The sequence below is a fragment of the Pseudokineococcus marinus genome (assembly GCF_013004605.1).
Classification (GTDB): Bacteria; Actinomycetota; Actinomycetes; order Actinomycetales; family Quadrisphaeraceae; genus Pseudokineococcus; species Pseudokineococcus marinus.
The window spans coordinates 1-12,192 of record NZ_JABEMA010000073.1; the positions used below are offsets into that span (position 1 = coordinate 1).

Consider the following 12,192-nt stretch of genomic DNA (forward strand, 5'->3'; position numbering starts at 1 on the left):
GAGGACGTCGGGCCGGCGGCCGCTGACGACGACGCGCCAGCCCGCCGCGGCGGCCCTGCGCGCTGCCGCGGCGCCCATGCCCGAGCCGCCCCCGGTCACCCACAGCACCCGTCGGTCGTCCACGCGTCCTCCTCGTCGAGCGGAGCCGCCTCCGCGTTCCGCCCCGTGGCGCCGAGTGTGCCCCGGACGCCCGATGCGGGGGCTCTCGTGCCTCGACCGGCGGATCTCCCCGGCACCGAGGACGTCGCGCCGGACCGGTGTGCCAACCTCCGGGCGTGGAGGACGAGCGGGGGGACGTCGTCGGCGACGACGAGCGCGACGGCGCTGCGGAGCGGGCCGCGCGCCGGGCGCGCGGCCGCCGGTGGTCGACGGCGGGAGCGCTCGGGCTCGTGCTGGGCGGGGTCGCGCTGCTCGTCGTCGCGACCACGGGCGGGACGGGGCCCTTCACGGAGGCGCCGACCCGGTGGTCGCTGGTGGCCCTCCTGGCGCTGGCCGGCCTCGCCGGTCTCGCCGGGCTCCGCTCGGCGCGCCGGCCCGGCGCCGACCTGCCGGGGCCCCGCGCCTGCGCCGTCGTCGCCGTCGTGCTGCTGGGCTTCGCGACGGCGCTAGCGGTCTTCGTGATGGTGGCGGAGGTGGCAGGCGGCCTGCCGGACGCGGGAGCCACCCTCCCCGTCGTGGGCACGGCCTCAGCAGCCCTGGCCGCCGTCCTGTGCGCCCTGGCCGCGCGGAGCACCGCGCCGCGGCACTGGACGCTCGGGCCGGACCCGGAGGTCGCGGCGGTCGAGGACGGCTCGGGGCTCGTGCCCCGCGGGCGTCGTGTCGCTGCGGCGGCGCTGGGAGGAGCCCTCGCGGCCGTCCTGGGGGTGGTCGTCACGGCCGTCGCGGTCGCCGCCCCCGTCAGGTCCGTGACGGCGGCCTCCGCGCCGGCGGCGGAGGAGGGTCCGCTGACGCTGCCCACCGAGGTGGCGTGGGCCGTCCAGCCCGAGCCGGGCCAGGTGCTCCGGTCGGAGGACGTCGTGCCCGCCGGTGCCGGGATCGCCCACCGCTCTCTCGAGGGCGTCGTCGCGCTCGACGGGCGCACGGGGGAGCAGCGCTGGCGGTACGAGGTCTCCGGTGTCCGGACGCAGGGGGTGGGGGCGAGCCCCGACGGGTCGCACGTCGTCGTGCTGCTCCGGTCGGGCACCGACTCGGGCAGCAGGCTCGTCGCGCTCGACGGTCGGACGGGCGAGGTGCTGCGCTCGACCGACGACCCGTACGCGGTCGTCGCGAGCTCGGCGTTGGGAGGACTGGCGCTGCGCATGTCGGGGACGCACCTCGTCGGCCTCGACGAGGACGCCGGCGCCCTCGTCGGCTGGGCGGCGGACGGCACGTCGCAGGACTGGACGCTCCCCCTGCCGAGCGCGTGCGGGCGCATGGACGCCGTGGGGACCGCGTCCACCGTCGTCGAGCTCCAGCGATGCCCCGGCGGTGACGGCGGGGTGGACGAGGCCGTGGCCGTCGCGGTCGACCAGGCGACCGGGCGCGAGGCCTGGCGGCGCACCTGGCCCCTGCCGCGGACGGGCGAGACGGGGGAGGACGCCTACGTGCGGGGACGGCTCTCGACGCACGGGCGTGAGGGGGAGTCGCTCGTCGTCGACCTCGACGTCGAGGCGACCGAGGGGGAGGTGACCGCCGTCGTCGACGTCCTCGACGCCGGTGACGGCTCGTCCGCCGTCCCGCCGGACGCCCTCGTCGACGCCGAGGTGCTCGACGTCTCCGACGGGGTCGTCTACGGCGAGGTCCCCGCGACGGACGACGGACGCGCGGTGCCGGGCCGCCTCGTGGCGGGACGGTGGCAGGGCGTGGACGTCCCGCTCTGCGTCGACGGGCTCCTGCTGGGGGACGGTGTGGTCACACCCTGCGTGGACGACGTCGTCGACGACGGCCGCCTCACGACGGTGCTGGTCCAGCCGTGGACGGGCCGCGGCGTCGAGCTGGCCGTCATGCCGCCCGACGACTTCGCGATGCCCCCGCTGGAGCGCCGCGAGACCGTGTCCATGGACGTCGAGGACCGCGTCCGAGCGACGCCGGGCGGCGTGTTCGTGGTCGACGCCTTGCACGGGGTCGTCTCTCGGCTGCGGTGACCCACCCACCGGGGCCCGGGCGGAGCGTGCGCGGCCCCGCGGAGGGCGACATGCTCGCGCGGGTGGCCGACACCCCCGCGCAGGGCATCACCGTGCAGGACGTCTCCGACGCCGGGCTCGACGACTGGCGCCTGCTCGCGAACGGGCTGCACGCCCGGTTCCGCACCGGCGGGATGCCGGCCGGGCTCGCACTCGTGGCGGCCGTCGTCGCGGCGGCCGAGGAGCTCGACCACCACCCCGACGTCGACCTGCGGATGACCCGCGTGGACGTCCGGACGGTGAGCCACGACGTCGGCCGCGTCACCCGCCGCGACCTGCGGCTCGCCCGGCGCATCAGCGACATCGCGGCGGAGGAGGGCCTCGTCGCCGAGCCGCACGCGCTCGCCCAGGTGGAGGTCGCCCTCGACACCGCCGATCTCGCCGCGGTCGGCCCGGTGTGGGCCGCGCTGCTCACGGGCGACGCGGGGGCGCTCGACGGGAACGACGTCGTCGACCGGACCGGGCGCACCCCGCTGCTGTGGTTCCAGGGCACCGACGCGCACGCGGTGCCGCGCCAGCGCTTCCACCTCGACGTGTGGGTGCCGCACGACGTCGCGCAGGCGCGCATCGACGCGGCGGTCGCGGCGGGGGCGCGGGTCGTCGACGAGTCCGCGGCGCCGTCGTTCGTCGTCCTCGAGGACCCGGAGGGCAACCGCGCCTGCGTGTGCACGGCGCTCGACCGCTGAGCAGCTGCCGCCGGGGAGGACGAAGGGGCGGTGCCAGGGCGTCGTCGCAGGTCACGGGCTCGGGCGCCCCCGAGGTCGCTGCTCCGTCCTCCCCGTCGGCGGCGGACGTCCTCCTGCCCGGGCGCACCGCTCGGCGAGCTCGGCGAAAGCGCGGGCCAGCTCGGACGGCCGCTCGACCTCGACGTCGGCGCCCAGGCGCAGCAGCGACGCCGCCAGGCCGGTCCACGACCAGGCGCCCGCGGTGATGCGGCAGCGGTCGTCGTCGAGCGCCTCGACCGCGCCGTCCGCCAGGTACGGGGCGACCTCGGTCGCGGGGGCGTGCACGACGACCCGGCCCTCGCACGGCCAGGCGCCGGACCCGCCGGGGTCGTGCGAGCCGCGGAAGAGCGCGGCGACGAAGGCGGCGGGGTCGCCGCCGGGGACCTCGCGCGGGGTGAAGCGCGGCCCGGTCGGGGTGCGCGGCGTCATGCGGTCGAGCCGGTGGGTGCGCCAGTCGCCGGTCCCCGCGCCCCCGCGGGCCGGCGCGGCAGGGTCCCAGCCGAGGAGGTACCAGCGGCCGCCGCGGGCCACGACGGCGTGCGGCTCGACCCGGCGGGGCGGCCTCGGCTCGGCGTCCGCCGGGTCCGACGGTGAGGCGTAGTCGAAGCGCAGCACCTCCCGCGCGCGGACGGCGGCGGTGACGGCGAGCAGGACGGCCTCGTCGACCGGCGCGGCGCCCGTCGCCAGCGGGGTCACCCTGACGGCGTCCACCCGCGCCCGTAGCCGGGCGGGCAGTACCTGGCGCACGGTCGCGAGGGCCCGTTCGGCGGCGTCACCGCCGCCGACGCCGTTCGCGGTGGCCAGCTGCAGGGCCACCGCCAGGGCCACCGCCTGCTCGTCGTCGAAGAGCAGCGGCGGCAGGTCCGCGCCGGCGCCGAGGCGGTACCCGCCGTCCGGGCCGGTGGTGGACCGCACCGGGTAGCCGAGCTCGCGCAGCCGGTCGACGTCGCGGCGGACGGTGCGCGGGCTCACCTCGAGGCGCTCGGCGAGCAGACTGCCGGGCCAGTCGCGGCGCGCCTGCAGCAGGGACAGCAGGGTGAGGAGCCGTCCGGGTGTGCCGCTCATGACGTCGAGGATGGCCGACGTCGAGGCCAGGACCTGACCGCAACCCCCGCCACGGTGGACCTCGTCCCCAGGGCGCACGGCCCCGGGGCGAGACGGAGGAGCCCGCCATGAGCGTCACCACCACGACCCACCTCAACTTCCGCGGCCAGGCCCGCGAGGCCCTCGACCACTACGCCGCCGTCACCGGCGGTCAGGTCATGGCCTTCACCTTCGCCCAGGGCGGCGACGACGCCGACGCCGCGGACGGCGCGGTGCCCGACCAGGTGAAGTGGGGGCAGGTCACGGCCCCGTCCGGCTTCTCGGTCATGGCGTACGACGTCCCGCCGGCCCGGCCCTACAGCCGCGGCGAGGACCCCCTCTTCGTCTCGGTGCGCGGTGACGACGCCGAGGAGGTCACCCGCATCTTCGAGGGCCTGGCGGAGGGCGGCGTGGTCCGCGCGCCGCTGGCGCCGGCGGGCTACGCGCCGCTGTACGGCATGGTCACCGACCGCTTCGGCGTCACCTGGGTGCTCGACGTCGTCGCCCCCTGGGCGGGATGACGCCCCGACCGGACCAGCGGACGACGCCCCCCACGCCCACCCCCGGGCCTACCCCCGGGCCTACCCCCGGGGGGTAGTCGTACCGTGGAGGTCCACCACTCCGGAGGTCTCCCGTGAGCGATCGAGCGACGAGCCGTCCGCGGCCCGTCGGTCGTGCGGACGGCGCACCGGGCGCCGCCCTGCTGCGGCTGCTGCTCGTGCTCGCCGCCGTCCTCGGCGTCGTGGGCATGCACGGGCTCACCTCCGGGCACGGCCACCACGGGGCGGCGTCCGTCGACCGCGGCGCCCACGTCGCGGTGGCCGGGACGACGGCGGGCCACGACGGCCACGCGGCCGCGGCGGTGGTCGGCGCCGTCGTCGCGGGTGACGACGTCCGCTCATCGGGCGAGAGCCCGGCGGGCGGGACGGCGGACGTCCTGCTGCACCTGTGCCTCGCCGTCGTCACCGCCGGGGCCGTGGCGCTCGCCGCCGTCGTCGCGAGCCGCTCCCGTCGTCGCCCGCCGAGGGCGTGGTGTCCGGCGCGGGCCGTGCTGCGCGTCCCCGTCGTCCCGCCCCTCACCGCACCTCCGTGGACGCACCTCTCCCGCGCGCAGCTCTGCCTCTGGCGGGTGTGACAGGTCGTCACCGGCGGCACCGCCGTCGGTCACGACCCGTCCGCCGCGCCCCGCCCGGGGCCGCGGCTCCGCACCCGTACCGGAGGACCGCACCAGTGACGACCCACCGCACCACCAGCACCCGCCCCACCGCCCGCCGCGCCGCGGGAGCCCTCGCGCTCGCCGCCGCCCTCGTCCTCGCCGGCTGCGGCGACGACGTCGAGGCGGGCGGGCCCGCGCCGGTGGCCTCGTCGGCGCCCAGCGCCTCGGCGGGCTCCTCGGCCAGCGCCTCCGCGGCGGACGTCGCCTTCCTCACCGGGATGATCCCGCACCACCGCCAGGCGACGGAGATGGCGCAGCTCGTCGACGGGCGGAGCGAGGACCCCGAGGTCACCGCCCTGGCCCAGCAGATCGAGGGGGAGCAGCAGCCCGAGATCGACGAGATGAGCGCCCTGCTCGAGTCCTACGGCGAGCCGGTGCCGGAGGGCATGCCCGGCGAGGGCATGTCCATGGACGGCATGGACCACGAGGGCATGGACCACGAGGGCATGGAGCACGAGGACATGGACCACGAGGGCACGGACCACGGCGGCGCGTCCGGCATGGAGGGGATGATGAGCCCCGAGGACATGGCCTCCCTCGAAGCCGCGTCCGGCGCCGAGTTCGACCGGATGTGGCTCACGATGATGGTCGAGCACCACCGCGGCGCCGTCTCCATGTCGGAGACGGCCCTCGAGGACGCCCAGGACCCGCAGGTCCGGGAGCTGGCCCAGCGGATCATCACCGCGCAGGAGGCCGAGATCTCCACCATGGAGGGCCTGCTGGCCCAGGGCTGATCCGACCGGGCTGACTGACAGGGCTGGTCCGACAGGGCTGATCTGACGGGGCTGGGAAGGCTCGGCCGACGGTGTCGTCCCGCGGGGCGGCGCCGTCGGCCGGTCAGGCAGGCCTGGTGGTGTCAGCCCGGGCGAACGCCAGGCTGCGCCGGCCCGTCGAGGCGCCGCTCCAGGCACACCGACGTCGCGGAGTCGACGTACGGCCCGAAGCGGGGGATCGGCGTGAACCCGTGGCGGGCGTAGAAGCGCAGCGCGGCGGCCTGCGCGTCGCCGATCTCGAGGCGCAGGGCCGTGGCGCCGCGCTCGCGCGCGTGGGCGACGAGCGCCTCGAGCAGCGCGTCGGCGACGCCGGAGCCGCGGTGCGCGGGGACGACGTAGAAGCGCTTCAGCTCGCCGGCGCCCGCGTCGTCGAGCTCGACGCCGGCGATGCCGACGAGCGCCCCGCCGACGCTGGCGCCGAGGAGGTGGACCGCCGAGGCCGCCAGCTGCTCCGGCGTGTAGCCGAACGTCTCGTCCTCGGTGTAGCCGCCCGTGGCCAGCTCGGCGGTGAGGGCGTCGACGAGGGCGAGCACCGCCGGGTCGCGGACGTCGACGGGGGCGACGTCGACCGTCGTCACGGTGCGGGCTCCCCGCGGGTGAGGTCGACGAGCGCGCGCAGGCAGTGCTCGCGCAGCGGGGCGGGGAAGCCGGCGACCAGACGGTAGAAGACGACGCGACCGGCCTTGCGGTTGGTGACGAGACCCGCGCCGCGCAGCACCCGCAGCGCGTAGCCGACGGCGTCCTCGCTCGCGTCGAGGGCGAGCGCCAGGTCGCCGACGCAGAGCTCCTCGACGGCGTCGAGCGCGTGCAGCACCCGAGCCCGCGTCGGGTCGGCCAGCACGGCGAGCACGTCGGCCATGGCGACGGCGTCCTCGCGCGAGGGCACGCGCTCCCTGGCGCGCGCGACGCGGTCGGCGTCGACAGGGTGGACGTGGTCGGCCACGGGGCTCCTCGGCGGGTCGGTCGCCGTCAGTCGGGACGGAAGAGGTCGCCGGGTCGCGGCGACGAGCAACACCCGTACGCTCGTCCGGGTATCCAGAGAGCGGTACGGGCAGATCGTCGCAGGAGGTCCGTGGTGACGGGAGCCGAGGCGACGTCCGGGTGGGCGGGGCTGCTCGCCGTCCTCGTGCTCGGCGGCGTCGGCGTCACGGGTGCCTTCGCCGTCCACCGGCTGACGGCCGTCGCGCCGCGCGGGCTCACGGCGTGGCCGTGGCTGTCGGGCTGGCACCCGTCCGAGCACGCCCTCTCGAGGTACCACGCGCGCTGGTACCCGGTGACGGTCGTCTTCCTCGCCTTCGACGTCGAGATGCTCTTCATGTACCCGTGGGTGCTCGTCGTCGCGGACGTCGGGCTCTCGGCCGTCGTGGAGATGTTCGTCTTCCTCGGCGTCCTCCTGCTCGGGGTGCTGTGGGCGCACCGCGAGGGGGCGTTCTCGTGGCAGTGAGCCTGCGTCCTCTCCAGCGGGTCTTGGCCCGCTGGGCGGTGCGCGGGACGGCGGTGCTGCTCGTCGAGGTGCCCGGGGGCTGGGCGGCGCGGGCCGCCGTCGAGCGGGCGCTGGTGGAGCGGGGCTGGCGAGCGGCGTCGTCGCCCGCGGACGCCGACGCGGTCGTCGTCTGCGGGACGCCGGGCGAGAGCTGGGGCGAGGTGCTCGAGCGGACGTGGGAGCAGATGCCCGGTCCGCGGGCGCGGGCGTCGGTGAGCGCGCCGTCCGAGGTGCCGGGTGCGCTGGAGGGGTTGGCGGCGTCGCTGCTCGACGACGACGCCCAGCGCGCCGACGCGGCGTCTCGCGACCTCGTCCCGGCCGACGTCGAGAACGGCGACGACATGCACCCCGCGGGGCTGGACCTCGCCGGCGGCGAGGACGACCTCCGCGACGGCCTGGAGATGGACGTCCTCCGCGTGCCCCTCGGGCCCGTGCTGCCGGACTGGCCCGCCGGACTCGTGCTGCGGACGGTGCTGTCGGGCGACGTCGTCGTCCGCGCGCGGGTGGAGGTGCTGGCGGGCGCCGCTGCGCGCCGGGACTCGGCGGACGACGCCCGTCGGGGTGACGACGTCGCCCGCCGCCTCGACGCCGCGGCGCAGGTGCTGCGCCTCGCCGGCGCCGACGACGTCGCCGCCCGCGCCGTCCACCTCCGCGACGCCGCCCTCCCTGCCGGACTTCGTAGCCTTTCGCCGCGCTCCGCCCCCTCTCCCAGCGGACTTCGTAGCCTTTTGACGTCCTCACGGGGCGCTGGGGCGGAGGAAGCGCACGAAGTCCGGGGTGAGGCGGCGCGGTTGCGAGGGCGGGTGGAGCGCTCGCGGGTGCTGGCGTGGGCGCTGCGGGAGGCGGACGTCGCGACGTCGAGTCCGACGTCCGGTGCCGAGTCCGACGCTGCACAGGCCTCAGCGCCAGGGGACCTGCGCGACGTCGGACTCGACGCGCGGCGTCGGACTCGCGACGACGTCCGGACGCTCCTGCTCGGCCTCCTCGACCCCGACGCCCGCGACGACGACCCGGGACGCCGCACCCGCGCGGCGCTGGAGGCGCTGCCCGAGCGGCTGGTCGGCGTCGACGTCGTGACGGCGCGGCTGCTCGTCGCGGCGCTCGACCTGCGGACCGACGCGCTCGGCGACGACGACCTCGCCGCGTTCGCCCCGCGCGACGACGAGGACGAGGACGGCGACGAGGCCGACGGCGGCGACGCGCACGCCCACCACCACGGGCACGCCCATGGGTGACGTCGTGCAGGTCGCCGTGCCGTGGGTGCTCCTCGCCGCGGTGCTGCTGGGGGTGGCGGCGCTCGGCGTCACCGCGCTCGACGGCGCCCTCGCCGCCCGGGCCGCCGGCCGCTCGGCGTCCGTCGGGGCGCAGCACCCCCTCGTCGAGACCGCCCGCCTCCTGCGCCAGCGCCGTCGGACGACGGTCGCGGCCGACACGCTGCTGCGGCACGTCGCGGTCGGCGGGTTCGTCGTCGCGCCGCTGCTCATGGTGGCCGTCGTGCCGCTGGGGGAGTGGGTGCTGGCGGACGCGAGCGTCGGCGTCGTCTGGTTCAACGCCGTCGACGTGCTCGTGTGGGTGCTCGTGTGGCTCGCCGGGTGGGGGCCCAACGCGGCGTGGTCGCTGACCGGCGGGTACCGCTTCCTCGCGCAGGCCATGGCGTACGAGCTGCCGCTGATGTTCGCCCTCACGGCGCCGGCCGTCGCCGCGGGGAGCCTTCGGGTCGGCGACGTCGCGGCCGCCCAGCCGGGTCTGCCCCACGTCGTGTGGATGCCCGTCGCCTTCGTCGTCTACTGCACCGGCGTCCTCGCCTTCTCGGTGCGTGGGCCGCTCTCCCCGGCGGGCGGCGCAGCGATCAGCGGGGGAGTCCTCGCCGAGCTGTCCGGCGTCGACCGGCTGCTCGTGCTCGCCGGGCGCGCGGGCCTGCTCGTCGCCGGCGCGGCGTTCGCCGTCCCGCTCTTCCTCGGCGGCGGCTCCGGGCCGCTGTTGCCCGGGTGGCTGTGGGTGCTCGTGAAGACGGCGCTGCTCGCCGCGGCGCTCGTCGTCGTCCGGCGCCGGCTGCCCGACGTGCGCCCCGAGCGCTTTCTGGCCCTCGGCTGGACGGTGCTGCTGCCCGCGGCGCTGCTGCAGCTGCTCGTCGTCAGCGTCGTGGTGGTGGTGCGGTCGTGAGCCTGGCCTTCAGTGAGATGAGCAGCGTCGTGCTCGAGACCCCCTTGCCCGACCTCTCGGTGCTCCGCGGGGTCGCAGTGACGGCGCTCGGCGTCGTCGCCGTCGTCACCGGCGCCCTGGTCTTCAAGGTCGACTCGATGGCGCGCGCGACGTACCTGCTCGCCGCGTCCTTCGTCGCCGTCGGGGCCGCCGTGGTGGCGCTGCACCTGGACTACGTCGGGGTTGTCGTCGTCCTCATGATGCTCATGGAGATGGCCGTCATGGGCGTCTTCATGGTCATGCTCATGGGGATGAATCCGGCGCTCATGCCGATGTCCATGGTCCACAGCAAACGGCGGGCCCTCGTCGCGGCGGGGGCGTCCTTCGTCGTCCTGGCCGTCGGGATCCTGCTCGTCGACTGGCCGCAGCGGTCCTCCGTGCCGCCCGAGGGCCCTGCCGGATCAACTGAAGGCGGGGCGACGACGTACTCCCTCGGCGACGCCCTCATGGGCGACCACATGCTCGTGATGATGGTCGTGAGCCCGGTGATGCTCGCGACGATCGTCGCCGGCGTCGTCCTCGCCCAGGCGCAGGGCCGGTACGCGCGGCTCGGCGACGACCTCCGCGGCACGACGCAGGGCGGCCGCCGATGACCCTCGAGGTGGTGCTCGTCGTCGCCGCGGCCCTGTTCTCGGTGGGGCTGTACGGCGCGCTGTCCCAGCAGGTCGTCGTCATGGTGATGATGGGGCTGGAGCTCATGCTCAACGGCGTCGTCCTCGCCGCGGCGGGCTTCTGGTGGTTCACCGCGCCGGAGCCGAGCCTGCAGGTGCTGCTCGTCGTCGTGCTCGCGGCGATGACGGTCGAGATGGCCATGGGCTTCGCCGTCGCGCTGCTGCTGCACCGCACGTCGGGCGCGGACATGACCGACATGGCCGCGGAGCTGAAGCAGTGACGCCGCAGCTGGCCCTCGTGCTGCTCGTCCTCGGGCCCGCGGTCGTGGGCGTCGTGCTCGCGCTCGCCGGGACGACGGCCGGCCCCCGTGGCCGCGCCGTCGCCGACCGCGCGGCCTTCCCCGTCGCCGTCGCCACCGCGGCGGCCGCGCTCGGGCTGGCGGCGCTCGCGGCGGCCGGGCGCCCGTCGGTGCAGGCGCCCTTCCTCGCCGGCGCCCCGTTGGGCCTGGGCGTCGACGGGTTGTCGGCCGTCGTCGTCCTCGCCGTCGCGGCGGTGGTGCTGCTCGTCCTCGTCTTCGCGTGGGCCGACGTCCGCGAGGGCCGAGCGCGCTTCGCCGGGCTCATGCTGCTCTTCGCCGCGGCGGTGTCGCTGACGGCGACGGCGACGACGCTGCCCGCGCTGCTGCTCGCGTGGGAGATCATGGGCGCGGCGTCCTACGCGCTCGTCGGCTTCTGGTGGCGCGAGGACCGGCGCGTCTCCGCGGGCACGACGGCGTTCGTCACCACCCGCGCGGGCGACCTCGGGCTCTACGTCGCGCTCGCGGGCGCCGTCGGTGGCGGGCTCCTGGGCGGCAGCGGTCTCGCGCTGGGAGACCTTGCGGACCTCCCCGCCGGCTGGCGCGACGTCGTCGCAGCGGGCGTCCTCGTCGCCGCGCTCGGCAAGGCCGCGCAGCTGCCGTTCTCGTGGTGGCTCTCGCGCGCGATGGAGGGCCCGAGCCCGGTGAGCGCGCTGCTGCACTCCGCGGCGATGGTCGCCATGGGCGGGTACCTGCTGCTGCGCGTCGAGCCGCTGCTCGCCGCGACGGGGTGGGCGGCGACGACGGCCGCCTGGGTCGGCGCGCTGACGGCGGTGGCGCTCGGCGTCGTCGCGCTCGCGCAGCGCGACCTCAAGCAGCTGCTCGCCGCGTCGACGTCCGCCCAGCTCGGGTTCGTCGTCCTCGCCGCCGGCGTCGGCGCGCTGACGGGCGGGACGGCGCAGCTCGTCGCGCACGCGGCGGTCAAGGCGCTGCTCTTCCTCGTCGCCGGGGCGTGGCTCTCGGCGCTCGGCACCAAGCAGCTCGCCGGGCTGCGCGGCGCCGCGGGCATCTGGCCGGTGGTCGGCGGCGCCGTCGCCATGGGCGCGCTCGCGCTGGCCGGGGTGCCGCCGTTCGCGCTGTGGACGACGAAGGACGCCGTCCTCCACGCCGCCCTCGAGACGTCGCCGGCGCTCTACGCCGTCGGCCTGCTCGGGGCGGCGTTGTCAGCGGCGTACGCCGGCAAGGTGCTCGTCGTGGTCTTCCGCCGGGCGCGAGGCGGCGAGGAGGTCGAGGACGTCGTCGAGCACTGGGACGGCGAGGAACAGGGCACCCGCGAGGTGCCGCGGCTCGCGCAGGCGCCGCTCGTCGTCCTCGCGCTCGCGGCGCTGGGCCTGGCGGTGCTCGGCCTGCCCCCCGAGGTGCGCCTCCTCGCGCGGGTGCTCGGGCAGGACCCGGCCGCGGCGGGCGCCGGCGCGCTCGAGCTCGTCGTCTCAGGGGTGCTGGCGGTCGCGGCGCTGGTCGTCGTCTTCCTCCTCGTCCGCGCCGACCGGCTGCCCGAGCCGGGCTGGGCGCGCGCGTGGCTAGGGCTCGGGGCGGCGACGGACGCCGTCGTCGCCGGCGTCCTCGCGCTCGCTGAGCGGG

14 protein-coding genes are annotated in these 12,192 nt (G+C 77.0%); 11 read left to right on the forward strand and 3 right to left on the reverse strand.

Going from position 1 to position 12,192, the window contains the following annotated elements:
- Positions 1–275 precede the first annotated feature (275 nt).
- Together HLB09_RS06940 and HLB09_RS06945 are read left to right on the forward strand one after the other, a co-directional pair.
- The gene (locus tag HLB09_RS06940) at positions 276–2,123 is read left to right on the forward strand and encodes a PQQ-binding-like beta-propeller repeat protein (protein ID WP_171202664.1); all 1,848 of its coding nucleotides are present in this window, start codon (positions 276–278) and stop codon (positions 2,121–2,123) included.
- Positions 2,124–2,185: 62 nt separating this feature from the next.
- Positions 2,186–2,848, forward strand: a complete 663-nt coding sequence (locus tag HLB09_RS06945; protein ID WP_212770686.1) for a 4a-hydroxytetrahydrobiopterin dehydratase — start codon at positions 2,186–2,188, stop codon at positions 2,846–2,848.
- 51 nt (positions 2,849–2,899) lie between these two features.
- On the opposite strand, the gene HLB09_RS06950 is transcribed toward HLB09_RS06945, so the two are convergent.
- The gene (locus tag HLB09_RS06950; protein WP_171202666.1) at positions 2,900–3,952 is read right to left on the reverse strand and encodes a helix-turn-helix transcriptional regulator; all 1,053 of its coding nucleotides are present in this window, start codon (positions 3,950–3,952) and stop codon (positions 2,900–2,902) included.
- Positions 3,953–4,059: 107 nt separating this feature from the next.
- Between HLB09_RS06950 and HLB09_RS06955 the strand changes: the two genes are divergently transcribed.
- From HLB09_RS06955 to HLB09_RS19265, 3 genes are all read left to right on the forward strand, one after another.
- Complete coding sequence (locus HLB09_RS06955) at positions 4,060–4,491, forward strand: VOC family protein (protein WP_171202667.1); 432 nt, start codon at positions 4,060–4,062, stop codon at positions 4,489–4,491.
- A 113-nt stretch (positions 4,492–4,604) separates the two neighbouring features.
- The gene (locus HLB09_RS06960; RefSeq protein ID WP_171202668.1) at positions 4,605–5,105 is read left to right on the forward strand and encodes a hypothetical protein; all 501 of its coding nucleotides are present in this window, start codon (positions 4,605–4,607) and stop codon (positions 5,103–5,105) included.
- Between the two features lie 95 nt (positions 5,106–5,200).
- On the forward strand, positions 5,201–5,920 hold the full coding sequence (locus tag HLB09_RS19265; RefSeq protein WP_171202669.1) for a DUF305 domain-containing protein: 720 nt from the start codon (positions 5,201–5,203) through the stop codon (positions 5,918–5,920).
- Between the two features lie 122 nt (positions 5,921–6,042).
- On the opposite strand, the gene HLB09_RS06970 is transcribed toward HLB09_RS19265, so the two are convergent.
- Together HLB09_RS06970 and HLB09_RS06975 are read right to left on the reverse strand one after the other, a co-directional pair.
- The gene (locus tag HLB09_RS06970; protein ID WP_171202670.1) at positions 6,043–6,537 is read right to left on the reverse strand and encodes a GNAT family N-acetyltransferase; all 495 of its coding nucleotides are present in this window, start codon (positions 6,535–6,537) and stop codon (positions 6,043–6,045) included.
- Entirely contained in the window at positions 6,534–6,902 is a 369-nt protein-coding gene (locus HLB09_RS06975; RefSeq protein WP_212770687.1) for an ArsR/SmtB family transcription factor, read from the reverse strand. The genes HLB09_RS06970 and HLB09_RS06975 overlap by 4 nt, the downstream gene beginning before the upstream one ends.
- A gap of 129 nt (positions 6,903–7,031) precedes the next feature.
- Between HLB09_RS06975 and HLB09_RS19860 the strand changes: the two genes are divergently transcribed.
- The 6 genes from HLB09_RS19860 to HLB09_RS07005 all read left to right on the forward strand — a co-directional run.
- Entirely contained in the window at positions 7,032–7,403 is a 372-nt protein-coding gene (locus tag HLB09_RS19860) for an NADH-quinone oxidoreductase subunit A (RefSeq protein ID WP_212770688.1), read from the forward strand.
- Positions 7,400–8,677 carry a hypothetical protein gene (locus tag HLB09_RS06985; RefSeq protein WP_171202671.1) on the forward strand — a complete coding sequence of 426 codons (1,278 nt, stop codon included), beginning with the start codon at positions 7,400–7,402 and terminating at the stop codon, positions 8,675–8,677. Before HLB09_RS19860 ends, HLB09_RS06985 begins: the two co-directional genes overlap by 4 nt.
- Positions 8,670–9,605, forward strand: a complete 936-nt coding sequence (locus HLB09_RS06990) for an NADH-quinone oxidoreductase subunit H (RefSeq protein WP_171202672.1) — start codon at positions 8,670–8,672, stop codon at positions 9,603–9,605. Before HLB09_RS06985 ends, HLB09_RS06990 begins: the two co-directional genes overlap by 8 nt.
- Positions 9,606–9,664: 59 nt before the next feature.
- A complete protein-coding gene (locus HLB09_RS06995) occupies positions 9,665–10,237 on the forward strand; it encodes an NADH-quinone oxidoreductase subunit J (RefSeq protein WP_409372981.1) in 573 nt (190 codons plus the stop codon).
- Positions 10,234–10,536, forward strand: a complete 303-nt coding sequence (locus HLB09_RS07000; RefSeq protein WP_171202673.1) for an NADH-quinone oxidoreductase subunit NuoK — start codon at positions 10,234–10,236, stop codon at positions 10,534–10,536. Before HLB09_RS06995 ends, HLB09_RS07000 begins: the two co-directional genes overlap by 4 nt.
- Positions 10,533–12,192 (forward strand): proton-conducting transporter transmembrane domain-containing protein (locus HLB09_RS07005; protein WP_171202674.1); only part of this gene is annotated, 1,660 nt, incomplete at its 3' end. The genes HLB09_RS07000 and HLB09_RS07005, both read left to right, overlap by 4 nt.

What these genes read in the sequence shown, in the direction of transcription:
- HLB09_RS06950 (WP_171202666.1), bottom strand. Translation starts at nt 3,952, where the DNA reads ATGAGCGGCACACCCGGACGGCTCCTCACCCTGCTGTCCCTGCTGCAG.
- HLB09_RS06955 (WP_171202667.1), top strand. Translation starts at nt 4,060, where the DNA reads ATGAGCGTCACCACCACGACCCACCTCAACTTCCGCGGCCAGGCCCGC.
- HLB09_RS06990 (WP_171202672.1), top strand. Translation starts at nt 8,670, where the DNA reads ATGGGTGACGTCGTGCAGGTCGCCGTGCCGTGGGTGCTCCTCGCCGCG.
- HLB09_RS07000 (WP_171202673.1), top strand. Translation starts at nt 10,234, where the DNA reads ATGACCCTCGAGGTGGTGCTCGTCGTCGCCGCGGCCCTGTTCTCGGTG.